The sequence below is a fragment of the Clostridium taeniosporum genome, assembly GCF_001735765.2.
In the GTDB taxonomy this organism is placed as follows: Bacteria; Bacillota; Clostridia; order Clostridiales; family Clostridiaceae; genus Clostridium; species Clostridium taeniosporum.
On record NZ_CP017253.2, the window covers coordinates 3,108,894 to 3,134,991 of the forward strand.

Below are 26,098 nucleotides of genomic sequence, written 5' to 3' on the forward strand. Positions count from 1 at the left end.
ACCTTAATTTTAAAAATTATTAATCGTTAGCTTCAACGTATTTTTCTTTAGTAAACTTAACCTTAAATTTTTCTAATATTCCATTCATTTCTTTGCGCATACTAGGGAATAAATACAACACTCCAAAATAAAATAATGAACATATTATAATTGATGTAAAACTCCATAATAAATTATTATTAATTTGTTTTAATAAACAAATTAATATTCCCATAGCAAATGTAGAAACGGCTGTTGGCATAACATTTTTAAATACTCTTTCTATAGGAAATTTGATTATGAACTTCATTATAATAAAATGAACTAATACAAACTCCATACGTATCCACGATCTAGCATAAACAAATAACCAAAATCCATATTTCGAACTTATTATACAAACCGGAATAAGAACTACTAAATGTAATATTTGGGCTAAAAAAGATATTTTAGGTTTTCCTTTAGCTCTATATACTTCACTACAAAGATCTCCTAAAATTATTTTTATTGCATTTGTTAAAGCACATACTCCTATAATAGCGCTTGCCTCATTCCACTTACTTCCTAACATTATTGATGTAGCTAAATCACTATATAAATATATTCCTACACCTAAAGGAAATATTAATATAGACATATTTCTTTGTGTATTAAAATACATTTTATTAAAGTTTTCATTATCATGTTGTAAACGAGATAAAGCTGAAAAGAATACTGGTACCACTGATGCAAATATTAATGACATAACAATCCCTACCATAGAACTTGCTGTTTTATATATACCCAAATAGTATTGATTGAAAATGTTTCCTATAACTAATATATCAATCCAACAGCTAAGCCAAATAGAAATAGATTCAATTAATGACCAAATGCTAAAAGATAGCATTTCTTTTAATAAATCTATCTTATAAAATAATCCAATCTTCCATTTCGATTTCATAGTAAGTATAACTGCATTTGAAAGTTGTATAATAATAGAACCAATAATAAGAGCCCAATACCCTTCAACTAAAAATGTTAATGGAATTGTTACAATAAAAGGTATACACACTGATACCATTCTAACTGAAAAAAGAGTTTTAAAATCAAAATCACGTCTATATAGCGCCATTTGTATACTTGAAAAAGATGTAAGTAATAATTGAACACAAGCTATAGCAATAACATTACCCAATCCTGGATTACCAACCATAACAGCTATTTGTTCTCGGAATACTATAATAATTGCCCACAAAAAAATAGATATTACAAAATTTGTCCAAAAAGCTACATTTGCATTTTTGAATTTTTCATCTTCATCATTAAATTCATGCTGTACTAAATATTTTTGAAATCCAGCATCAGTAAACATATCTGCAAAACTCATAATCATAGTTACGGTAGCCACTACTCCAAAAGCTTCTGGTGAAATAATTCTAGCTAAAATCATATTTATAATAGGACTAACTAATTTAGCAGCTATTTCCGTAATGGTAGACCATTTAGTTGCATTTATAAATTTACTTTTAATGTTTTCTTCTTTCATTATAATTTTTCTCCTTAGAATCAATAAAATTTAATTTTTATACTCCCATTTAATAAAATATAAATTAACATTTTTTATAGGTTATTCAATTAAATTTTCTGTTTTATTTTTAAATTTTTTGATTCAAAACCTGACGCCAAATAAATTAATACTAAAACTTTTATTGCCATATTTCCGCCAGTTAATAAATCTCCTTTAGCATGGACTAAAAAATAGTACACTGCTAAAAAACTTATTATAATATTTAATCTTTTGTAATTTAAATATTTAATATTATTCTTTATTTTATTAAATATTTTAAAATAAAAATCATATAAAAAGACACTAAAAATACCACTAAATAATAAGTGTCTCATATAACCAGCATCTGTACTCATATAATATCCAATACCATTTTCATTAATATATCTTCCATCACCTATTATTAGCGTTTTAAATGACACTGGAAAATACATTTGTTTTAATACATTAGTTGAACTCATTTCAAAAGATTTATTACGAAACAAATTAATAAATGCTTCAAAAGCAAATGGTATAATTTTTTCTTGAACAAGTATAATAAAATCACTAAATATTAAATTTAAAAAAACTATAGAAATAAAACATATAATAAATAAAAATAATATAAATTTAATTTTTCTTATATTTATACATTCTTTATATTTTTTTTTATAATTAATAACTAATATAAGAAAACTAATAAAAACTCCAATTAATCCAGTTCTAGCTGTAACTATTGTAGCAAAGCATATAACTAAATAAGATAACGATAACTTAAATATTTCTTTGTTATTTTGAAATTTGTTAATTAAGTAAACATCAATTATTAATCCAATTGACAATACAAAAGATAATTCATATGTAGTGTTCGACGCTACACCTAATCCCCTAATACCATCATACCTTAATCCCATATCATATAAAGATTCGCCTGTTTTTAAAATAGAATATATAAATATCTTTATTTTTTCGCTAATAAGCATAAGTATTACTAAACATGATTGAATAAAGCATATAGAAACTATTCTTCTTAATACATATTCAATACTTATACTATTCTTCTTATTAATAAGATATATAATAGTTAAACTTCCTAGTAAATGTTCTATAATAAATAAGAAATAGGAATATGTTATTGTAAAATCAAATGTGTTGTGAATTAATGTGAAAAAAATAGATCCTATCAATAAAAACAGTGAATATTTAAAGCAAAATTTTGCCTCTTTATTATTAAAAAACATTGATTTTTTTTTCATGGTAATTTGAATAAATAATATTACTATTCCCATTATAGTAAATAACTTTGCTGTTCCAAATGGCAAAAATGTAAATGGTATATTAAAAACGAATAAAAACATCATAATAGTAATAAATATATTATTTTTTATCATATAAACTTCATTAAAATCTGTGTATTTTCAGTAAAAGAATATTTATTAATAATCTTCCTAAAATTATCAGATTTTAATTTTTCTCCTTTTTTAAAAATTTCTACTACTTCTGAATTATTTTCAATTAAATATCCTGTCTTATTATTTATAATTGTTTCTTTTACTCCAGCTCTATTTCTTCCAATTGCAGGTGTTCCACAAAATTGAGCTTCTAAATATACCAATCCTAACGATTCTTCATAATTAGATAAAAGCCAAAAATAGTCTACAGATGAATAATATTTTCTTAATTTGTCTCTATCAACTCTATCTATAAAATGTACATATTTCTCTAATCCATCTTTTTTAATTATTTGTTTAAACTTTGTTTTGAAATTTCCTTCACCAATAATTATCCAATGATATTTAAAATCTTTAGCTATAGTTTTAAATATATTATACTTATCTAAATATCCTTTATTTTCCACAATTCTTCCAACAGATAAAAGCAATTTTGATTTATTTTCTATATTTAATTCATTATATAAATTAATTGGATCATAGTAGAAAATTTTATCATCTATACCATTATAAATAACTTTTATTTTATTATCTAAATTAGTCCATTTAGAATATTTTAAAAACTTATTTTTCATATAATTACTAACAGATATAATACAATTACATTTATTAAGTAATTTATTATATTTATTTTTGAAATCTATAATTCTAAACCATCTACTTGGATTTATACATATAGCTTCTGGTTCATTACCATGAAGAAAAACTATGGTTTTCTTAAGTAATATATCATTAAAATAATAAGACCCAACCATACATGCACCAATATCATTTAATATTATTTTGTCATAAGTTTCTAATGGAAGTTTATTTATTTTATTCCAAAAATTATAAAATCTTATTTTAGGTATAGTTTTTACCTCTATTAATTTATATTCCGATTTATAATCTCTTCCAATATAATTTGTGACTAATGTAACTTCATCATCATTATTTAAAAATTTCCTAACTAAATCTTTAGCAATAACTCCTGCCCCTCCAACTAATGGTGGGTATTCATGTGAAATAATTAAAATATTTCTATTCATTTTTCCTCATCCTTATATTACATCTTCTAAGTACTAACCCTTTATAAAATATTAATTTAAACGGAACAATTAATTTAATTAATATAATTAACTTCTCTTTAAATTTCAAATTTTTAATATACCTTAAAGCACCTAATTTATTATTATTATTAATGTATTGTGTAGCTAAATTATAATATTGATTCTGTATTTTATTCCGAACACTATTAGGATTAATTCTGTATAATAACAATGATTTGTTTAGATAATAAAATTTTTTATTATCTTTATTTAACCTTATCCATAGTTCTTTATCTTGCCCAGTCCAATATTCTTCATTATATCTGTACTCTTTTAATAAACTTCCCTTAACAATCACTGTAGGATGAGGTATAAAATTATTTAACTTTAAATATTTTAATATCTTCTCAACAGTCTTAGGTCTCCAAGAACTACATAGCTTATTATTATTCTCATCTATTAATATAGTATCTGAAAAAATAATATCAATTGTATTGTCTTTGTTTAATATATTAATTTGTTCTTCAAATCTATTATGTAAAGCTATGTCATCACTATCCATACGAGCAATGTATTCACCTTTACAAATATTAATCATATTATTTAATGACTTAGTTAACCCAATATTCTTTTTATTATTAACTATAATAATTCTATTATCTAATTCAGAATATTTTTTTATAATTTTCAATGAATTATCTTTTGAAAAATCGTTAGTTATAATAAACTCAAAATTCTTATATGTTTGATTTAATATGCTTTCTATTGATTGTGATAAATATTTTTCATTATTATAAACTGACATTATTACTGATATTTTAGGATTTAAAATTTTAATCATCCTCCTTAATTAATTTCTAAATACAATTCTTGATATTTTTTAGACATAATTTCAGCACTTAAATTATTTTCTATTAATTTCACACACTTTTCTGATATCTCATTATAGTCTATATTTTCTATAGAAACTATTTTTTCTATTAAATCCTTAGAACTTCCTATTTCAAATATTTCACCTGTTGTATTATCAAAATTCAGTATTTCATTATGTGGTGGAATATTAGATAATATACAAGGTAAACCACAAGCCATTGCTTCTATTACCGTATTAGGTAAGCCTTCTGCTTTAGATGCTGAAATTAAATAATCAGATGCTTGTAAATATTCATACACATTTGATACAAACCCTAATAATTTAATATTTTCATTATGTTCTATTTCTTTTAAACAAATGTCCTTTAGTTTTCCATTTCCTAGAAAATATAATGCTTTATCATTTAAATTTTTAAAAGCTTTGATTATAGTCAATGGATCTTTTCTATCACTTAAATGTCCTACTGAAATAAATATTTTTTTGTTTAATGGCAAATTTAATTTTTCTCTTAATTTTTTTTTCTTTCTTCATTAACTATACTATATTTATCTAAATCTACACCGTTTTGAACATATCTAATATCATAATTATTTTTCTCTTTTAGCATATCTGAAACTGATTTTGAGCATGCTCTAGCGCAATTAATTTTCTTTAACTGTTTTAAGTGTAAATAAGCCATTATGTATCCTTTAATCTTTCCATATGTCATTGGATAATCATAATATGGATAATTATGCAATGTAGAAAAAGTTTTAACACATTCTAATTTTGAAATCAAAAAATCTGCTCTTATTCCATGTCCATGTACAATATTTATATTATTTTCTTTTATTATTTTAATAATATTTTTTTTAGACTTAAAAATCCCTTCAAATCTACTGAATCCTAAGTTTAAAATTTCACATCCTAAATCTATGAAATCATCTTTTCTGCTATTATCGCCTTCATTGGATAATGAAATTATATATACTTGAAATTCCCTTTTATCTAAATATTTCACTATATTATATAATATATTAATAGGTCCACTTCTTTTTAATGTAGATACTACATATGCTATCTTTATCATTTTATATTAATAACTCCTATAATTTTTTTATTTACATCAATATTTCTTTCTAAGATAGGTATCCGATATCCATTGAAACAACCAAATAGGTGAAATAAACACAACAATCTGACTTGTTGCAACAATAAACAAATCAATAAGTCCTGAATATCCTTTTTTCCAAAAGTCATGCATCATAGATATATTGCTCCTACATTTTGTCCAACTCTTCCGTCTTTTTAAATTATCCTTATTAGCCCTAAATAACAATAAAGATTTATTTATATTTTTTGCTACATATCCAGAATTCAACATTCTAACAAATAAATCAAAATCTTGATTTCTTCTATAATCTCCATATCCACCACAACTTAAAACTTCTGACTTTTTATACATAACAGTTGGATGATTAAATGGGTTTCTTCTTCTTGAAAACTTTAAAATATCCTCATGATTTATTGGAACAACTCTTGAAGATATAATATCAGTAGGTTTATCATAAAATTCATCAATAATTGTACCTACTATGCTTAATTTGTTATTATTTTCAAATTCTTTTATTTGCAATTCACACCTTTTATCGATAGATATATCATCTGTATCCATTCTTGCAACTAATTCATTTTTGCATTTTTTTAATCCTTCATTAAGTGCTTTACCAAGACCAACATTATTCTTTAAATTAACTATAGTAAATAGGTTAGGATACTTTATCTCGAAATTATTAATAATTTCATTCAATTCTTTAGTTAATGCTCCATCTTTAACTATAACAATTTCATTTGGTTTTAAAGTTTGATTTATCATACTTTCTATACTAAGTTTAAAATATTTAGGATTTTCATTCTTATATACAGACATCAAGACACTATATTTATTTTCTCTCATCAATCAATACACTCCATATTTTTATTAAAATACTATTCTTTTAATCATGTATTCCTACAGCAACTTCATTTTTGACATCATAAATTTCTTTATAATACATACATGTTTCTTTTAATCCTTCTTTTAAACTATATTCAGTATTCCACTTTAAAAATTTATGTGCCTTTTCATTTTTTAAACTGCTTTCTTTTATATCTCCATTTCTTTCTTGCTTATAAATAGCTTCTAAATTACTATTTAATAAGTCTTTCATTGTTGCAAAAAGTTCGTTAATTGAATTTTGTTTTTGTGTGCTTATATTGCAAATTTTATTATCTCCATTGGTAAGTGCTAATAAATTTGCTTTAGATACATCTTTTACATAGACGAAATCTCTAGTTTGATTTCCATCTCCAAAAATTATAGGTGATTTATTTTCTAAAAATTTATCTATAAATATAGATATTACTCCACCTTCCCCTTTGGGATCTTGTCTTATTCCATATACATTTGCATATCTAAATATTGTATATTTTATATCATAAAGTCTAGAGTATGTCTTTATATAATGTTCTGGAGTATGTTTTGATGTTCCATAAAATGATATCGGATTAATTGGATGCTCTTCATCTACTGGTAAATATTTAGGATTTCCATATACTGCTGCTGAAGATGGATATATTATTTTTCTCACTCCAAATTTTCTACAACATTCTAGTATATTTATAGTTCCTTTAATATTAACTTCTGCATCTAATGAAGGCTTTTTGAGAGATGTTTGCACATCAATTTGAGCTGCATTATGTATAACTATTTCAGGTTTTTCTATTGTAAATACCAATTCAAGTTCTTCTGCATTAACTATATCACATTTATAAAATCTAGCATTTTCATTCACATTTTCTCTCTTTCCTTGTGAAAGATTATCAACTATCACTATCTCATGATTTTCTTCTATGAGTAAATCTGCTATATTAGATCCTATAAATCCAGCTCCACCAGTTATTAAAATTTTCATATTAACTACCACCTTTTTTATTATCTAGCACCATTTCCTGTTAGTACTATTTTTACTGTTTTTAACATTATTTTAAAATCCTCAATAACACCTCTATTTTCTATATATTTCAAATCTAATTCTAATTTTTCTAACGGTGTTATATCGTATCCCCCATTTATTTGAGCATATCCTGTAAGCCCAGGTATTACCAATAATCTCTGTTTAAAATTAGGTATATCCTTTGAGAATTTTTCTATAAAATATTCTCTTTCCGGCCTTGGCCCTACTATGCTCATTTCACCTTTTAATATGTTAAAAAGTTGTGGTAATTCATCTATTCTGGTTTTTCTTATGAATTTTCCAATTTTAGTAACTCTATTATCATTTTTACCAGCCCATTGAGGTCCATTTTTTTCAGCATCAGTATACATAGACCTTATCTTATAGACACTAAATTTTCTCCCATTTTTACCTAACCTTTCTTGGCTATATATAGGATTACCTTTAGATTCTAGCCTTACCAATATACATGTAACTAAAATTATAGGTACTGCTATTACTAAAGCTATTATGGAAAATAATAAATCGAGTATTCTTTTTATAAATTCATAAAGCTGTTTTTCTTTATAGTTAATATTTAATTTTTTTTCTACTTTTATGTAAGTTTTATCCAAAGTTTCCACTACATTCACCCCTAACTAGCATGTCCATTAGTAAGCACTAAAACAAAGACTTTTTATTATAAATACTTAATATTTAAAATTATTCATTCCTTGAATTAATACTGTTTCTTCCTGAAACATACCAGCAGTGTATTAACTGTGGTTTTAAATAAAAAATTTTCTTGGTTATATTGAAATTATTTTCTGTTTTTTGCACAAAAATATATAATATTAAATTTAACTGCTTGGATTAACAATAAACAAAATTTAATACTATTTATTCTAGTTCTGTATATTTAATTTATGAGTTGTTTTTTATAGAAATTATGTATATAATCCCCTTTCGTATGTAAATAATTATACCATATTAATACTACACTGTTAAAGTTTTGTTTATAATTATTAATTTTTTATTAAATTTAAAAGATAAATAAAAGATTTTTGTCTTTTTATTAATTTATTAAAAGTTTTTTATATATATTTATCGAAAATAGTATTTATAGTAAAATTTGGTTTAATTCAGATTATCTGGTTATAAATAATTTTTTATATTTATTATCTTTTAAAGAAAGAAAAGAAAGATTTTTTCTTTTTAATTTTTGTGCCCAAAAATTCTATATCTTCATCATTTAACATTTTCTTAGAGCTATCTATAAATATTTTTTCTGAATTTTTATTTTTACTATTTGCTAATTTTATTGCATTTAAAATTCCTGTTGTTCTACTTTTTGTATTGTGTGCATCTGATCCTATGAAATTATAAATTCCATTTTTCAATAAAATTTCAGCAGTTTTCTTAGCTTCTGTTCCAAATAATCCTTCTAAACTTCCTGCATTCATTTGAAATAAATATCCTTCATCAATAAATCTATTAACAATCATAGGATTTTTTATAATTTCTCTATATCTTTCTGGATGTGCTATTACCGGGGAAATATTTCTAACTTGAAGCTCATAAAGTATATCAAAAACATTATCATCAAATTTAGTCATTGGAAATTCAATAAGCATATATCTTGAATCATTTATTGTTCCAATCTTTCCATCTAAATAATACTGTATTATATTTTCTGTAAAATATATTTCTTGTCCACTATATACTTTTAAATCTATTCCCTCTTTTTCTATAGCTGAATTAATCTCTTTAACATATTGCTTAACCTCATCAATTGTAGCTTCACCATATTCCATAAGATAATGAGGAGTTGCTACTATTTCCTTAGTGCCATCTCTTTCTGCATTTCTTAACATTTCCAAAGTCATTTCCATTTCTTTAGATCCGTCATCTATTTTAGGTATTATATGTGAATGAATATCAATCATTATTTTTTCCTCCTTTTTTTAGTTGAAAGTGGAGAATTGAGAGTTTTGGTTGAAAGTCTAAAGACTTTCTAAAAAAACATATAAATTAAAATTCCCCAAGGAATTTTCTCCTCCACTCTCAACTCTCCACTATCAATTCTCAACTAATTAAGTAAAGCCAATGTTGTTAAAATAAACAAGCATTGGCTTTTTAATCTCTATTTTATAAATTATTTATCATCTTCATGTTCTTTTCTTTTCATTTCACCATCAGTTCCATAATAGTAATAATATTTTCCCTTTGTATTTTCTACTGCGTGTAATACACATCCTATTATGTTAGCACCAACCTTTGTCAAAAGATTTTTTGCTTCTATTACTGATTCTATTTTAGTTCTTTCAGCTCTGGTTACAAGTATTGTTCCATCTACTTTTGTTGAAAGAACTTGTGCATCTGTTACTGCTCCAAGTGGTGCACTATCTAATATTATAGTGTCATATTCTTTCTTTAACTCCTCTAGTAATCTAGACATGGCTGTTGAAGATAACATTTCTGCTGGATTAGGTGGAATTTTTCCTGAAGTTAGTACATGTAAATTTTCATTACGCTTTTGTATTACCTCATCTAATTTAGATGTTCCTAAAAGCACTTCTGATAGTCCTACCAAATTAGACATTTTAAAATTTTTATGTACTGAAGGTTTTCTTAAATCACAATCTACAATAATAACTCTTTTTTCATTTTGAGCAAATGATAAAGCTAAATTTCCTGAAACAGTTGATTTTCCTTCTGCTGCTTCAGCACTTGTAATTACTATTGTTTGTATTTCTCTATCGAAAGATGAGTATTGTATGTTTGTCCTTAATGTTCTATATGATTCTGATACTATAGACTTAGGTTTCTTTTCTACAACAAAACCTTTATAGTTTTGATTTTCTAATGCTTTATCTAACTTACTTTTAAAAAACATTTTTTAACCCCTTTAATTAAAATTAACATCATCTGGAATAACACCTATTACTGGTAAGTCAAGTATACTTTCAACTTGTTCTTTTGTTTTGAATGTATTATCCATAAACTCTATTAAAAAGCTTAATCCCACACTTATCATTAAGCCTAATAAAAATGCTATTGCTATATTTAATTTTTTATTAGGGCTTACTGGTTTTTCTGGAGTTCTAACTTCTTCTATTACCTTTACATTACCATTAGGTATAAGATCAGTTGAAGATTTCATAAATTGATTAGTAATAGAGCTTACCACTTCTTTAGATATGTTTTTATCAGTATTTACATAACTGATTTCTAAAATTTGAGTATCTGCTCTTGGTGTAACTTTTAAATCATTAAGTATTTTTTCAGATTTTAAACTTAAATCTTCACTTTGTATTGCTTTTTCAACTAAATCATTTGTTTGAATTACTTCTGCATATGTTTTCAATAGTTTTTGATACATTTGTACATCACTACTATTGTAATTTTGTACTTGAGTTTCATTACTTTCTTTACCTATAAATAGCTTTGTACTTGCTTCATATTTAGGCGAAATAACAAAAAAACTCATAATCGCTGAAAAAACTGTAGCTATAATAGTTATTGAAAGTATCATTTTCCATCTTTTCTTTAAAACATCTACTATGTCTTCAATTCTTATAACTTCTTCATTCATTATTCAATTTCTCCATTAAATATATTTTTTATTTTCATACATTATAATATTTTACCATCAAAGTCTTATTATGTTAAGACCACAAATTAGTTTTTATTCCAAAATATTATTCATATAACATATTTTCGTGTATTTTTATTTACTCTTTAATGTATTTTTTAAAATTTATTCCAAATATAAATTCTCCATTAAAGGCTTCTCCTGCTTTAACATGTCCAATTTCTTTAGGTATAACTATTATTCCATTAGCCCTACTCATAGTCATTAAATGATTAGAACATTGAGATCCAACTTTATATGCATAATAATTTCCATCTTTCTTCTTTATTTCAACATATACATATTTTTCTCTGCCTATTTCACATTCAAAATCATACATTGCTATAACTTTAAATTGTTCTGAATGAAAATCATCTTTTCCCATAATTTTTTCAATAGTTGGTTTCACAAATTTTTCGAAAGTTGTTATTAATGATGATGGATTTCCTGGAAGTGCAAAAAATAGTTTTTCATTAAATGTAGCAAATGTTACTGGCTTTCCAGGTTTGATTGCTATTTTAGAAAATTTAATATCTGCTCCTATTTCTTTTAAAATATCTTTAACAAAATCATAGTCTCCAACAGATGCTCCCCCTGAAGTGATAACAATATCTGCTTTTTCTAAAGCATATTTCATTTTTTCTTTTAAATTTTCTCTATCATCAGAAACAATTCCTAAAGATAAGACTTCTGCATTTAAATTTGTTACTAATGCTTTTAATGAATATTCATTACTATTTCTTATCTGACCATTTTTAATATCAGAATTTATATCAACAAGTTCATCACCAGTAATAATAAGTGCTACAGTTGGTGCTTTATAGACCTTAACGCTGCTATATCCAAGTGATGCTAATACTCCTATTTCTACTGGTCTTATAACAGTATCTTTTTTAATGGCTAAATCACCTATTTTAATTTCTTCACCAAACTTAATTATGTTATTGTTTTCATTTATTGGTTCAAATATAAAAAGATTATCATCTTTGATTTCAATATCCTCGATTTTTACAACTGCATCTGCTCCTTTAGGGATTGGTGCACCAGTCATTATCTTATAAGCTTCTCCATTTTTTAAAGTGTCATTAATAAAATCTCCTGCCTTTATAATGCCTTTTACCTTAAGCTTACAAACATTCTCTTTACTACAATTAAGTGTATCTTCACTTTTTATAGCATATCCATCCTTAGATGATTTATTAAATGGTGGTAAATTATCCTTAGAATATATATCTTCTGCTAAAACCCTATTAACGCTACTTAATAAATCTTTGTTTTCTGTTCCAATTATTTTTGTTTCTTTACAAATGACATTTAATGCGTAATCTATATTAACCATATTAATCTCCCTTTCATACAATAACTTTTATTTTTAATACCTTTTACATATTATCTACCTAATTTTAATTATTGATTTTTTGCTTTAACTTAACAATATTTAAATTTATAAATTCTATATACTAAATATAAACTCTATTTACTAGATATAAAATAAATTTAGTTCATTTATAAATGCTTCAAACATTATGTTACCTTAAACTTGTTCCAGTTAAGACTATTTATTTGAAAATTTTACTTTATTTTTAATATTCTCTTTATATTTTTTAAATCCTTCTTTGTATTTAGCCCTGTTTTAAATACATGTTAATATATGTAATATACAAAATCACATATATATTAACATTCTATTAAAACAGAGCCTACATTTTTATAAAATATTATTTTACTCTGACTTCTCTCTTAATAAAACTCTAATAGTTAAAATCATAATAAAAGATAAAATATATAAAATTCCAGCAAAAGCTGTTGCCATTTTAATATCTGTTTGCATATATGTATATATTTGAAGAGGGATTGTCCTTGTTTTATTCATAACATTTCCTGCAAACATTAATGTAGCTCCAAACTCTCCTAAGGCTCTTATCCATGATAATATAAGTGCAGATATTACAGTCCTTTTTAACATAGGAATTATTACTTTTATGATAGTAGTAATTTTACTTGCACCTAATACATAACTTACTTCAAAAATTTCTTTAGGTATATCCTGTATTGAATTTTTTAATACCTTTATATAAAGTGAAGATGATACAAATAATTGAGCTATTATTACAGCTATTGGAGTAAAGGTAATACTATAACCAAGTTTTGAAAATATACTTCCTATAATTCCATTATCCCCAAAGGCTAAAAGTAGCCCAATACCTACTACTGCTGGTGGCAATACTATTGGAAGTTCTACTATAATATCTACAATTTTAGGGATTTTGTTTTTAGATATTTTAGATAAATAAAAAGCCGTAGGTGTCCCAAATAAGAATGTTAATAATAGAGATATTAATGAAGTTTTCATACTTAATTTTAAACAATAAATATTATCTACATTATTAATGGTTTCTAATATTTTTTTTATTCCTGAATACTTAATTAATCCTATTATGGGAACTATCAAAAAACATACATATATAACTATTAGTGCAAAAAATATATAACTTAATGATTCTTTATTTTTAAAGATTTTATTCTTTTGTTTTTTTACTATATATTGTTCTTTATAATTATTTATTATCATAAATTTCTCCTAATTATAATATACGTGAAAAAATAACAAGTTAATATATTACTCCATTTTGCATGGATATTTAACTTGTTATTTTCTTTCCTAAGCTTAACTCTATATAATGCCTTAAAATTTATTAATCTACTTTAGACACATGAAATAAAATAATAAATCAAAAAGGCGTTGTATATTTTGTGTCAGACAAGAAAGTGAATTTAGTTAATATAAAGCTATTAGCTACATTTGCTAACGCAGCATCACACAAAATAGACTAGCATACTGGTCTATTATTTTTTTGACTATGCCTTAAATCCATGTTTTTTTAGTATTTCTTTTCCCTTGTCACTAGTTAAATACTTAATAAACTCATTAGCATTTTCATTATCAGAACTCTTGATCTTAGCTATTGGATATTGTACTTTTAAATCTTCAAATTCCTTTAGCTCTATAATATCTAAGTTTTCTTTATTATTTTCATTTACATCGGTTCTATAGACTATACCTATATCCCCTTCTCCTAAAGCTACTTTGCTTACAACACTTTTTACATCTAATTCTTGACTTCTTATATTATTAATTATATTTTTATAAGTATCTTCATTGATATTTTTTTCTGCTAATTGATTATCTAATGCTTTATGAAAATAATTTCCTACAGGCACAGATTTATCTCCAGCTATTATTTTAATTTCTGGTTTAGATAAATCTTCAAATTTATCTACAACAACACTACTCTTTTTATTCTTACATAATATAAGATTGTTTGCTGCAAATTTAACGCTATCTGAAACATAATCCTCTTTTGTCAACTTGTCCATATACTTAATATTAGCAGATGCAAATACATCAGCTTTGCTTCCTTGTTCAATTGATGTAACTAAAGCTTGACTTCCTGCAAAATTAAATACAACATCAATATTTTCATCTTTCTTAATTTCTTTACCTATTTCATTAAAGCATTCTGTAAGACTAGCTGCTGCAAATACAGTTACTGATTTCTCCTTAGGTTTTTGAGCACCACATCCGTTTAAACTAAATAAAATCACACTAAGTATAATAAAAATACCAATATTTTTTATACTATTTTTTCCTACTATTTTGTTCATCTATTATTCCCCCTACTAGATTATTTATATAACTATAATATCAACATTCACTTAAAACATTATAAAACTATTATTTTATCTCCTGGCTTTATCCTTCCGCCCTTAATTACTCTTGTAAATATACCCTCTCTAGGCATAACACAGTCACCAACTAATTTTTTTATTTGGCATCCTTTATGACATTCTTTCCCAATTTGTGTTACCTCTTGAACTGTTTCCCCTATTTCTAATCTTGTTCCAACAGGTAATTCAAAAAGAACTATACCTTCTGTAGTTATATTTTCTGCAAAATTTCCATAAGTAAGATTTTTTGCTCCTAAGTTATTCATCTTATCTATACTTTCTTTTGCTAATAAACTTACTTGTCTATGCCATTTACCTGCATGAGCATCATTTTCTAGTCCAAATTCTTCTATAAATACTCCCTCTTCTATAGGTTTCTTTACAACTCCCTTTGTGCTACTTATATTAATAGCTACAACTTTCCCTGTTAAATTCATTAAATTAGTCCTCCTAAAACATTATTAGATACTGTTTTAAACATGTATTAATATATGCAATATGTAAAAGTGGCATTGTAATTGAACTTTTAGAATACTTTATGAGTATTGTCACATTTACTGCTTGTCTAAATTTTATATTTGGAGCAAGCTAAAATGAGACTATACTTATTTTAGTATTCTTAAGTTTAATTACCTATCCAGCTTTACTTATGCATATATAAATACTCTGCTAAAACAAAGCCAATTATTAAATTTTTGTGTTTATTTTTTAATATACTCTCCACTTTTTCCACCAGTCTTTTTTATAAGAGTTATATTTCCTATTTCCATATCTTTATCTACTGCTTTGCACATATCATATATTGTAAGAGCTGATGTAGACACTGCTGTTAATGCTTCCATTTCAACTCCTGTTTTTCCTACAGTAGATACTGTGGCTTGTATTTTTATTTCATCTTCATTAATCTCAAATTTAATGTCCGCTCCAGTTATAAAGATGTTATGACACATAGGTATTAAGTCTGATGTTCTTTTAGCTCCCATAATTCCTGCTACTTGAGCAACTGATAATACATCACCTTTTTTTATTTTTCCATTCTTTATTAAATCTACAGTTTCTTTTTTCATTTTTATACTTCCAATTGCTATTGCAACTCTCTTTGTATCATTTTTTTCATCAACATTTACCATATGAGCTCGTCCATCTTCATTAAAATGTGTAAATTCCATAATTACCCTCCTATAGTGGTCATTGTTCTATTTATGTAATCCCCTTGTTCTAAATTGTGTTCTTTAGGTTTATTTTTTACTATCTTAACAATTGTATTATCTATATTTTCACCATTTCTTAAAACTTTACCGATATCTATCTCATCATCTGAATGAAGACAAGTTTTAACTTTTCCATCTGCAGTCAATCTAAGTCTATTGCAGTTATCACAAAACTTACAAGAAATAGGATTTATAATTCCAACCCTTCCTTTTCCATCAGGTAACTTGTAATATTTTGCTGGTGATGATTTATCTTGGCTTTCTATTTCTATCAATTCTTTATTTTTTTCTAAAACAATATCATTTGATAGATATCTATTTAAAGCCCAATATTTAAGTTCTCCTATAGGCATTAATTCTATAAATCTAACATCTATTTCTTCATCTCTTGTTAAATTAATAAAATCTTCAATCTCATCTTCATTAAAGTCTTTAATTAAAACTATATTTAACTTTATTGGGGTAAGTCCTACTTTTTTTGCTTCTTTTATTCCTTCTAAGACTTTGTTAATATCTCCACCATTTGTTATATGTTTATATTTATTTTCATTTAAAGTATCTAAACTTATGTTAACTCTATTAAGACCAGCTTCTTTTAACTTTTTTGCATATTCCTTTAAAAATACACCATTGGTTGTTAATGCTAAATCTTTTACCCCTTCAATTTCAGATATTCCTTTTATTAAACTTAATACACCTTTTCTAACCAAAGGTTCTCCACCAGTTATACGTATCTTATCTATTCCCTTATTTACAAAAGACTTAGCTATTTCAAGAAATTCTTCTATTCTTAAAATATCATTATGACTACACTTTTTTATTCCTTTTTCTGGCATACAATATTTACATCTCAAATTACAAAGTTCAGTAACAGATATTCTTAAATAATTTATCCTTCGTCCATATGAATCTATCATTTAATACTAATGCCTCCGCTGTTAAAATTATTTAAATCCTCATAATTGTTTAAATTAATAAACATATTTAGATTTTTATCATATCTTCTAGCCTCATGTTCCTGTATATACAAAGTTTTTACGTTATTAACTAAATAAAACAAAGATTTTTTATCTGTGAAAACTATTTCTTCTATATATTTTATTATATTTTTGGAATAAAATCCATTAAATGGCTGTATATTATTATTTATTTTAGTTATGCAAGCATCTATATTTAGATTTTCTATTTTTTCTTTCATAAATTTTATATAATTTAAATTTATATTGGGCATATCACAAGCTATAAAATAAACATATTTTGAGCTACTTTCCTTAAGCCCAACATGTATTCCACTTAATGGTCCTTTTTCTTTTATTTCATCACAAACTATTTTGCATAAAAAATCTTTATACTCATTTTTTTTGTTGGTAACTATAATAATCTCTTCAAATTCTTTTTTTAAAGTATCTATTAAAACATTAATTAATCTCTTCTCATTTATCTTTAAAAATTGCTTATCAAAACCCATTCTTGAACTTTTGCCACCTGCAAGTATCACTGCAGTTTTGAATTTTTTCATAATATTCCTCTTAAAAAATCAAGTTTATTTTTACCAATTTTAACTTATATTAGTTATGTAGTTATTTTTCATAGCGTACTGTACACTATAATAAATTAAATTTTAAACATATAAATTAAAATCATATATGGCAAATTTAAGCATACAATAAAAGACCATGGTAAAACATAGTCTAATATTTTCAAATAGACTATGTTATCTATTTAAGTTTGCTAAATCTTTAAGTGCATTTACTCTCTTTTTATTAACAGATTCCTTAAAATCTTCTTCGCTAACAACTCTTAATGCTGCTGTTGGACAGATTTCTACACAAGCTGGTCCATTTTCTCTACCAATGCATAAATCGCATTTATTAGCTACTAATTTTTCTATAGATTTTAACTTGCCAGAATCCATAGATTTTAATCCATTTTGCATTACCTTTTGGCCATCTTTATATTCTTCTACCATATCAATTGCTCCAAAAGGACATGCTATTAAACATGTTTTACATCCAACACATGTTTCCTTATTAATTATAATTACACCATTTTCATTAGTAATAGAGCCGTTTGGACATGCATTAGCACAAGGTGCATTCTCACATTGTCTACATTGAACTGCTACAGTAATATTTGCTTTTTTTACAACAGTTAAACGTGGATTAAATTCCATCTCATTTGGATCACCTAAAAACATATTTTCTTTTGTATGAGCTGCCACACAAGCTACTTGGCATGTTTTACAACCTATACATTTATTAGAATCTCCTATAACAAAACTATTCATTATTAAACTCTCCTATCTATATTTAAAACATTAATACATATGTATTTTATTAATTTTTATTTTTTTCTCACTGTATATTTGGTATGTAATAACTCATGAGAAATGTGTCCTAAAGGTTCATTTAGAAAATCATTATATAATTTTTTAATATCTGGATTTTCATGAGATTTTCTAATTTCAGAATCACAATCATGTTTATATATTGCTTCTTTTCTACTCTTATAAGCCAATTCTGTATCTTCCTTTAATAAAAGTTTAGGTTGACCACCTCCACTAATACATCCTTGTGGACATGTCATAACTTCAATAAAGTCGTACTCACACTTACCTTGTTTTACTTTTTCAAGTATTGGAACAACATTTTTCAATCCTGAAACTACAGCAATTTTTAATTGTAATTCTCCTACATTAACTACTGCATCTCTTATTCCTTCTCCCCCTCTAATAAATTCTAAATCTATCTTTGGGATTTTTTCTTTTGTTATTAGTTCATATCCTGTTCTTATAGCAGCTTCCATAACTCCACCAGTAACTCCAAATATAGTACCAGCACCACTATAATTTCCTAATGGTTTATCAAAATCTTCTTCTGGTAAGTTTTTGAAATCAATTCCATTATCCTTTATCAAGTAAGCTAATTCTCTAGTAGTTATTACAAGATCCACATCCTTAAATCCACTTGAATCCATATATTTTCTATCACTTTCATATCCCTTACATGTGCATGGCATAATAGCTACATTAAAAATTTTAGCTGGATCTATATCTTCAATTTTTGCTCCATAAGTTTTGAATATAACTCCTGCCATCTGTTGAGGTGACTTACAACTTGATAAATGACTTAATAATTCTGGATATTCTTGTTCCGCAAATTTTACCCATGCTGGACAACAAGATGTAAACATAGGTAACTTTTCTTTCTTTAGAATCCTTTGTATAAGTTCATTTCCTTCTTCAATTATAGTTAAATCAGCTGCAAAATTTGTGTCATAAATTTTATCAAATTTTAAGCATCTAAGTGCTGCCGCCATTTTACCTGGTGTTAATGTACCAAATGGTAGTCCAAATTCTTCTGCTAATGCAACCCTAACTGCTGGTGCACATTGTACTATCTTATGTATGCTACTGTTATTTAATATTTCTTTTACCTTTTTTACTTGTCCCATATTATAAGCTGCAAAAAGTGGTTCTGTTGTTTCTTCTAACATACCTCTCTTTTTAAGCTTTTCTTGTACTTTAATATCATTAATATTAAAAATTTGTTCATAAGAACTACAAGCCTGAACACATTGTCCACACATAACACAAATATCATTATTTATTTTTTGTGGATTACCAAACTCACCTTCTATTGCATTAACAGGGCAAACTTCTGCACATTGTCTACAACCTGTACATAATTCTTCATCTATATTAATTACATTTACATTTTGTAACATCAAAAAATCTCCTTCACTATTTTTTTCAATGTGCCTAGAACTTATTAACCAAACTATTTAATCCTAAAGCCGCTGAAATTTTTTTATTTTGCTTTTCTTCTGATGTATTAACTAAACTTAAAGCATCCTTAGGACATGCTTTTACACAAGCAGGAGTTCCAGTTTCTATACATAAATCACACTTATATGCAGTAACCTTTGATTTATCTTTAAATTCATTATTAGATTTTTCTTTTAAACCTTTTTGCATTAGTGATTTTCCACCTTCATATACTGGCAATACTTCTATTGCTCCAAAAGGACAAGCTAATACACAAGACTTACATCCTATACAAGTTTTTTCATCTATAAAAATAATATTATCTTGCTTCTTTATAGCTCCTACAGGACATACATTTCCGCATGGAGCATCTTCACATTGTCTACATTGAATTGGTGCTGTTTTTTTATTAACCTTAACAATATGTAATCTTGGTATAACAGGAACTTTTACAGTTCCTACTGTTAATCCAACGTTATTATCTTTGTTATGTGCTGCAAAACAAGCTAATTCGCAAGCTTTACAACCTACACACTTACTATTATCACTTATAACAAAAGAATTACCGCTTGACTTCAAACTTCTTCACGCCTTTCTTAATTTAATCTATCTAAAATAAAATTCTTTGCTTATTTGCATATATGTTCATCTTATTACCTCTAACAAAACCTATTAAAGTAATATTAAGTCGTTTAGCAAGTTCTAAAGATAAACTTGTAGGAGCTGATTTTGATATAATAATTGGTATTTGTAATTTTGCAGCTTTTAGTATCATTTCTAATGACACTCTCCCACTTAATATTATTATTTTATCTTTTAAAGATATATCTTTTATAAGTGCTTCTCCTATAACTTTATCTAGTGCATTATGTCTTGCTACATCTTCTGAAATAACCCTTATATCCTCTGTATCACATAATGCTACACAATGAACTCCCCCTGTTGTTTTAAATACTTCTGAATAATCAAGATTTTTCTTCATGAATTCAAAAACCTTATTAGATTCTAAAGTTATGTTGCTATCTACCGGTTTACAATTTATATCATTAAAAAAATCCACACTGTTATTTTGTAATTTAACTTTTTTTGAATAAACACTCTCTTTAACATTGTCTAGATTTTTTATTTTTACATCTACAACTCCATTTGCTTCATCTATATTAAGATTAATTATATCCTTCTTAGAATTGATAATTCCCTCTGTTCTTAAAAAACCAATTGTCAATTCTTCAAACTTTTCTGGACTGCAAAATAATGTTGCTAATTTCTTTGAATTCAAAAAAATACTTAAAGCATATTCACGAACTAATATTTCACTTACTTCAAATACTTCATCTTTTTTTATTTTAATAGCATTACAATTTAAAACTTTATCCATTGTTGTTTTCCTTCCATATACTCATTATGCTTGTACCCTAAAATTATCTATTAAATTAACAATGTTCATATAAATACAAAACTGTATAATAGATTAATTACATTTAGAAAGTAACAAATCAGTATAATTTTCTTTTTTATCTGTCTTATTAAAAATTTTTTGCTCAATAAAATTAGCTATAGAATATGCATCATTTAAATCTAGAATAGGAATATCTAAATTTAATTTTTCATTACTTGCCACAGCTAAAAAAGTTTCTTTATTAAAATTCATATCTTCATAAAGTAATTTATTATCAATTTCTTTTCTATAAACTTCTATTTTGGGATATTTATTACTTTTGAATCCTTCTACTATAACAATATCTATATTTTCAAAAAATTTTATAATATCCTCTATGTTCTTTTCCTCTTTTTGAATTTGAATCATAGCTAATTTCTCATTAGATGAAATAATTACATTATCTGCTCCAGCTTTACTAAATTTATAACTATCTTTGCCTTCTTTATCTATTTCAAACTTATGTGCATCATGTTTCAAAACTCCAACTTTATATTTTCTAAGCTTAAAAATTTTGATTAACTGTTCTATTAATGTTGTTTTTCCTGTTCCAGACTTAGTAGCAACTATTGAAATAACAAAAGGCTTATTATTTTCTAAATATAAATTTTCCATTAAAAACTTCTCCTGCTTTAGCATTTCCAACTTCTTTAGGTATAATTATTATTCCATTAGCTCTACTCATGGTCATTAAATGATTAGAACATTGAGAACCAACCTTATATGCATAATAATCTTTATCTTTCCTTTTTATTTCAACATACACATATTTTTGTCTACCTGGTTTTCCTTTAAAATCATCCATTAATGTAACAGGAAATTCTTCTAAATTAGAATTTCCTTTTCCCATAATTTTTTCAATAGTTGGCTTTACAAAGTTTTCAAAGCTAGTTATTAATGATGATGGATTTCCTGGAAGTGCAAAAAATAATTTTTCATTAAATGTAGCAAAAGTTACTGGCTTTCCTGGCTTAATTGCTATTTTTGAAAACTTAATATCTGCTCCTATTTCTTTTAAAGTATCTTTAACAAAATCATAGTCTCCAACAGATGCTCCTCCTGAGGTAATAACAATGTCTGCTTTTTCTAAAGCATACTTAATTTTTTCTTTTAAAATTTCTTTATCATCAGAAACAATTCCTAAAGATAAAGCTTCTGCATTTAAATTTGTTACTAATGCTTTTAATGAATATTCATTACTATTTCTTATTTGTCCATTTTTAATATTAGACTTTATATCAACAAGTTCATCCCCAGTAACAATAAGTGCTACAGTTGGTGCCTTATAGACCTTAACACTGCTATATCCAAGTGATGCTAATACCCCTATTTCTACGGGTCTTATAATATTGTTTTTATTGATTGCTAAATCACCTATTTTAATTTCTTCGCCAAATTTGATTACGTTGTTATTTTCCTTTACCTGTTCAAAAATAAGAAGTTTATCTTCTTTACTTTCAACTTTTTCAATTTCTATAACTGCATCTGCTCCCTTAGGAACCGGAGCTCCAGTCATTATCTTATAAGCTTCTCCATTTTTTAAAGTGCCATTAAGAAAATCTCCAGCTTTTATAATTCCTTTTATTTTAAGCTCACAAATATTTTCTTTACTACAGTTATATGTGTCGTTACTTTTTATAGCGTATCCATCCATAGCTGATTTATTAAATGGTGGTAAATTATCCTTAGAATATATATCTTCCGCTAAAACTCTATTAATACTACTTAATAAATCTTTATTTTCTATTCCAAGTATCTTTGTTTCTTTACAAATCATATTTAGTGCATCATCTATATTAACCATATTAAAATTCCTTTATATTCATTTTTCTTCTTATTTTTTCATATTCATCTTTTACATATGATTCTGCCCAATCTTGATCATCAATTTTTTCTACTTTAACTGCACAATATTTAAATTCAGGAGTTTTACATATTGGATCTAAAGAATCATTAGTTAATTCATTACAAGCTCCTATCCACCAATGATATGTCATAAATGTAGATCCTTTTTTTGTTCTTTCGCTTATTGAAGCTCTAGATATAACACTACCTCTTCTTGAAGTTATTCTAACTAGCTCTCCATCTTTTATTTTAAGATTTTCACCATCTTCAATACTCATACTAATGAAACCTGGCTCATCTGCTAAACTTCTTAATGCTCTACAATTTCCAGTCATTGTTCTTACTGAATAATGTCCTACTTCTCTAACTGTAGCTAAACTTAATGGATACTCTTCATCTGGAACTTCCATAGGTTGTCTCCATTCGCAAGCAAATAATCTTCCTTTTCCATTATCAGTTGAGAATTTATTTCCTGAATATAAATATTTAGTTCCATTATGTTGTTCATTAGGACATGGCCATTGAACGCCTCCTAGTTCATCAAGTTTTTTATAACTTGCTCCTGCAAAATCTGGACATAAACTTCTCATTTCATCCCATATTTCTTCTGTGTTCTTATAACTCATTTCATATCCCATAGCTGTTGCTATATCACATATAATTTGCCAATCTGTTTTTACATTACCTTTTGGTTCAACAGCTTTTCTAATTCTTTGGAATCCACGATCTGCTGATGAATAAACTCCATCATGTTCACCCCAACTAGTTGCTGGTAAAACTACATCGGCATGAAGGGCAGTTTTATTCATAAAAATATCTTGTACTATTACTAATTCCATTTTATCTAAAGCTTCTCTTAATTCAGCTGCATTTGGATCACTTTGTACTGGATCTTCTCCAAATATGTAATATGCCTTTAATTTATTTTCTTTTAATACTAAATGTGGTACTTCTGTTAAGAAATATCCAACCTTATCAGATAACTTAACGTCCCAAGCTTTCTCAAATTTTTCTTTAACCTTTTTATCTGTAACTTTTTGATATCCTGGATATACATTAGGTAAAGCTCCCATATCACAAGCACCTTGAACATTATTTTGACCACGAACAGGACCAATTCCTACATTAAGTTTTCCAAAATTTCCTGTTAAAAGTGCTAATGATGCTAATCCTTTTACTACATCTACAGCTTGTGAAAATTGGCATACGCCCATTCCATAAAGAATAGTTGCAGTTTTTGCTTTTGAATATTCTCTCATAGCCTTTCTTATGTCATCAGCTTTAACACCAGTGATCTTTTCTGCATATTCTGGAGTATACTTTTTAACATTTTCTTTATATTCTTCAAATCCTTCTGTATAGTTTCTAACGTATTCTTTATCATATAATTCTTCATTTATTAATACATTACCAAAAGCATTTACTAACACCATATTAGTTCCACCTTTTATAGGTAAATGTAAATCAGCAAATTTTGAAGTTTCAGTTATTCTTGGATCTGTAACAATTATTTTTGCTCCTTTTTCTTTAGCTTTAACTATTCTTCTTGCTACAATTGGATGAGTATCTGCTGCATTATAACCAAAAACAAATACTAAATCTGTATCCTCTATTTCTTCAATAGAGTTAGACATTGCTCCATCACCTAATGAGTAAGATAATCCTGCTACTGAAGGACCATGACAAACTCTTGCACAATGATCAACATTATTAGTTCCAATTACAGCTCTCATAAATTTTTGCATTATATAATTAGCTTCATTTCCAGGACCTCTTGCTGCTCCTGTTCCCATAATAGCATCTGGACCATATTTTTCTTTTATAGCTGTTAACTTTTCTGCGACAAACTTAGTTGCCTCTTCCCATGATACTTCTTCTAATAAACCATTCTTTCTTATCATTGGTTGCTTAATTCTAGCAGTTAATATTTTAGGATCATTTAAAAAATCCCAACCATAATGACCTTTTAAACATAATTTTCCTTCATTAGTTCTTCCATTAGCTGGTTCAGCTCTAACAATTTCACCATCTTTTACTACTAAATAAAGCTGACATCCACTTCCACAGTATGGGCATACCGTTAACACTTTCTTTTCCATATTAAAAATTCTCCTTTAGTTTAAAATATTTGTTTTTTTAACTATATTTGTAAAAATAAAAAAAGCCAGTACAAAGTGTCTACTAACACAAAGTACTGGCTTATCAAAAAGCTAAGATATTTCTTTCTCTTCAATCAAACCATGTTTTTATTGATTTTTATTAATTTTTATTACTATTTCTCTATCTCTATTTTCTAAATTATGTATTTCCCAATCATAATCAAAATCTTTTCCAATAACATCATGAACTTCATCTAAAAATTCATCTTCAAGATGTGGCTTTATATATTTCCAATATTTTTTCACTTCATTGCAAGCCCCTTGGTTAACTAAAATTTCAGATAAATTAGAAAGTATTCCTTTAATGTGTATAACTATAAGATTTTTATTTATATTTACTTTAACATTATCAGGACCTTTTCCTCTATAATATTTAACAATTCTTATTGATAATTTTCTTATTTTCTCTTGTAATTCTAACTCTTCACTAAGCAAACTTACACCTCAATGCCATAATAATGGTATTCATAAATATCATTTTAACTCGACAAAATTTAATAGT

Annotated in this window: 27 protein-coding genes; all 27 read right to left on the reverse strand. The window is 25.9% G+C overall.

All coding sequences use genetic code 11. The features are described from left to right. Nucleotides 1–19: 19 nt before the first annotated feature. Nucleotides 20–1,507 (reverse strand): lipopolysaccharide biosynthesis protein, encoded by a 1,488-nt coding sequence (locus BGI42_RS13960; protein ID WP_069680870.1) that lies wholly within the window; start codon nt 1,505–1,507, stop codon nt 20–22. Nucleotides 1,508–1,596: 89 nt separating this feature from the next. Beyond that, nucleotides 1,597–2,898: an oligosaccharide repeat unit polymerase gene (locus BGI42_RS13965; protein ID WP_069680871.1), complete on the reverse strand. Its 1,302-nt coding sequence runs from the start codon at nt 2,896–2,898 to the stop codon at nt 1,597–1,599. Further along, on the reverse strand, nt 2,895–3,986 hold the full coding sequence (locus BGI42_RS13970) for a glycosyltransferase family 4 protein (RefSeq protein ID WP_069680872.1): 1,092 nt from the start codon (nt 3,984–3,986) through the stop codon (nt 2,895–2,897). Before BGI42_RS13970 ends, BGI42_RS13965 begins: the two co-directional genes overlap by 4 nt. Next, the gene (locus BGI42_RS13975; RefSeq protein ID WP_069680873.1) at nt 3,979–4,827 is read right to left on the reverse strand and encodes a glycosyltransferase family 2 protein; all 849 of its coding nucleotides are present in this window, start codon (nt 4,825–4,827) and stop codon (nt 3,979–3,981) included. Before BGI42_RS13975 ends, BGI42_RS13970 begins: the two co-directional genes overlap by 8 nt. Before the next feature lie 5 nt (nt 4,828–4,832). Then, on the reverse strand, nt 4,833–5,354 hold the full coding sequence (locus BGI42_RS13980) for a glycosyltransferase (protein ID WP_105165934.1): 522 nt from the start codon (nt 5,352–5,354) through the stop codon (nt 4,833–4,835). A 14-nt stretch (nt 5,355–5,368) separates the two neighbouring features. Beyond that, nucleotides 5,369–5,929, reverse strand: coding sequence for a glycosyltransferase (locus BGI42_RS13985; RefSeq protein ID WP_105165935.1), 561 nt, complete (start codon nt 5,927–5,929; stop codon nt 5,369–5,371). 36 nt (nt 5,930–5,965) lie between these two features. After that, nucleotides 5,966–6,796, reverse strand: a complete 831-nt coding sequence (locus tag BGI42_RS13990; RefSeq protein ID WP_069680875.1) for a glycosyltransferase — start codon at nt 6,794–6,796, stop codon at nt 5,966–5,968. Between the two features lie 40 nt (nt 6,797–6,836). Further along, nucleotides 6,837–7,793, reverse strand: coding sequence for an NAD-dependent epimerase/dehydratase family protein (locus BGI42_RS13995; protein WP_069680876.1), 957 nt, complete (start codon nt 7,791–7,793; stop codon nt 6,837–6,839). Between the two features lie 20 nt (nt 7,794–7,813). Beyond that, on the reverse strand, nt 7,814–8,458 hold the full coding sequence (locus BGI42_RS14000; RefSeq protein ID WP_242984732.1) for a sugar transferase: 645 nt from the start codon (nt 8,456–8,458) through the stop codon (nt 7,814–7,816). A gap of 534 nt (nt 8,459–8,992) precedes the next feature. Beyond that, on the reverse strand, nt 8,993–9,760 hold the full coding sequence (locus BGI42_RS14005; RefSeq protein WP_069680877.1) for a tyrosine-protein phosphatase: 768 nt from the start codon (nt 9,758–9,760) through the stop codon (nt 8,993–8,995). Between the two features lie 209 nt (nt 9,761–9,969). Beyond that, nucleotides 9,970–10,710, reverse strand: a complete 741-nt coding sequence (locus BGI42_RS14010; protein ID WP_069680878.1) for a CpsD/CapB family tyrosine-protein kinase — start codon at nt 10,708–10,710, stop codon at nt 9,970–9,972. Nucleotides 10,711–10,722: 12 nt separating this feature from the next. After that, entirely contained in the window at nt 10,723–11,409 is a 687-nt protein-coding gene (locus tag BGI42_RS14015) for a YveK family protein (protein ID WP_069680879.1), read from the reverse strand. A 139-nt stretch (nt 11,410–11,548) separates the two neighbouring features. Continuing rightward, a complete protein-coding gene (locus tag BGI42_RS14020) occupies nt 11,549–12,787 on the reverse strand; it encodes a molybdopterin molybdotransferase MoeA (RefSeq protein WP_069680880.1) in 1,239 nt (412 codons plus the stop codon). Between the two features lie 384 nt (nt 12,788–13,171). Then, nucleotides 13,172–14,020: an ABC transporter permease gene (locus BGI42_RS14025; RefSeq protein WP_069680881.1), complete on the reverse strand. Its 849-nt coding sequence runs from the start codon at nt 14,018–14,020 to the stop codon at nt 13,172–13,174. Between the two features lie 287 nt (nt 14,021–14,307). Further along, the gene (gene modA / locus BGI42_RS14030; protein ID WP_069680882.1) at nt 14,308–15,114 is read right to left on the reverse strand and encodes a molybdate ABC transporter substrate-binding protein; all 807 of its coding nucleotides are present in this window, start codon (nt 15,112–15,114) and stop codon (nt 14,308–14,310) included. Between the two features lie 59 nt (nt 15,115–15,173). Next, on the reverse strand, nt 15,174–15,614 hold the full coding sequence (locus tag BGI42_RS14035; RefSeq protein ID WP_069680883.1) for an MOSC domain-containing protein: 441 nt from the start codon (nt 15,612–15,614) through the stop codon (nt 15,174–15,176). Between the two features lie 264 nt (nt 15,615–15,878). Continuing rightward, nucleotides 15,879–16,346, reverse strand: a complete 468-nt coding sequence (gene moaC / locus BGI42_RS14040; protein WP_069680884.1) for a cyclic pyranopterin monophosphate synthase MoaC — start codon at nt 16,344–16,346, stop codon at nt 15,879–15,881. Between the two features lie 2 nt (nt 16,347–16,348). Then, nucleotides 16,349–17,305, reverse strand: a complete 957-nt coding sequence (moaA, locus tag BGI42_RS14045; protein WP_069680885.1) for a GTP 3',8-cyclase MoaA — start codon at nt 17,303–17,305, stop codon at nt 16,349–16,351. Continuing rightward, the gene (gene mobA, locus BGI42_RS14050; RefSeq protein ID WP_069680886.1) at nt 17,302–17,907 is read right to left on the reverse strand and encodes a molybdenum cofactor guanylyltransferase; all 606 of its coding nucleotides are present in this window, start codon (nt 17,905–17,907) and stop codon (nt 17,302–17,304) included. Before mobA ends, moaA begins: the two co-directional genes overlap by 4 nt. A gap of 195 nt (nt 17,908–18,102) precedes the next feature. After that, nucleotides 18,103–18,675 carry a 4Fe-4S dicluster domain-containing protein gene (locus tag BGI42_RS14055; protein WP_069680887.1) on the reverse strand — a complete coding sequence of 191 codons (573 nt, stop codon included), beginning with the start codon at nt 18,673–18,675 and terminating at the stop codon, nt 18,103–18,105. Nucleotides 18,676–18,731: 56 nt separating this feature from the next. After that, entirely contained in the window at nt 18,732–20,114 is a 1,383-nt protein-coding gene (locus BGI42_RS14060; protein ID WP_069680888.1) for a [FeFe] hydrogenase, group A, read from the reverse strand. 34 nt (nt 20,115–20,148) lie between these two features. Further along, nucleotides 20,149–20,733, reverse strand: coding sequence for a 4Fe-4S dicluster domain-containing protein (locus BGI42_RS14065; protein ID WP_069680889.1), 585 nt, complete (start codon nt 20,731–20,733; stop codon nt 20,149–20,151). Nucleotides 20,734–20,764: 31 nt separating this feature from the next. After that, on the reverse strand, nt 20,765–21,532 hold the full coding sequence (gene fdhD, locus BGI42_RS14070; RefSeq protein ID WP_069680890.1) for a formate dehydrogenase accessory sulfurtransferase FdhD: 768 nt from the start codon (nt 21,530–21,532) through the stop codon (nt 20,765–20,767). Nucleotides 21,533–21,625: 93 nt separating this feature from the next. Then, nucleotides 21,626–22,207, reverse strand: a complete 582-nt coding sequence (mobB, locus tag BGI42_RS14075; RefSeq protein WP_069680891.1) for a molybdopterin-guanine dinucleotide biosynthesis protein B — start codon at nt 22,205–22,207, stop codon at nt 21,626–21,628. Further along, entirely contained in the window at nt 22,182–23,396 is a 1,215-nt protein-coding gene (locus BGI42_RS14080; RefSeq protein WP_069680892.1) for a molybdopterin molybdotransferase MoeA, read from the reverse strand. Before BGI42_RS14080 ends, mobB begins: the two co-directional genes overlap by 26 nt. Nucleotide 23,397: 1 nt before the next feature. Continuing rightward, nucleotides 23,398–25,536, reverse strand: a complete 2,139-nt coding sequence (gene fdhF / locus BGI42_RS14085; protein ID WP_069680893.1) for a formate dehydrogenase subunit alpha — start codon at nt 25,534–25,536, stop codon at nt 23,398–23,400. 147 nt (nt 25,537–25,683) lie between these two features. Beyond that, a complete protein-coding gene (locus BGI42_RS14090) occupies nt 25,684–26,031 on the reverse strand; it encodes a Na-translocating system protein MpsC family protein (protein WP_069680894.1) in 348 nt (115 codons plus the stop codon). Nucleotides 26,032–26,098: the final 67 nt, after the last annotated feature.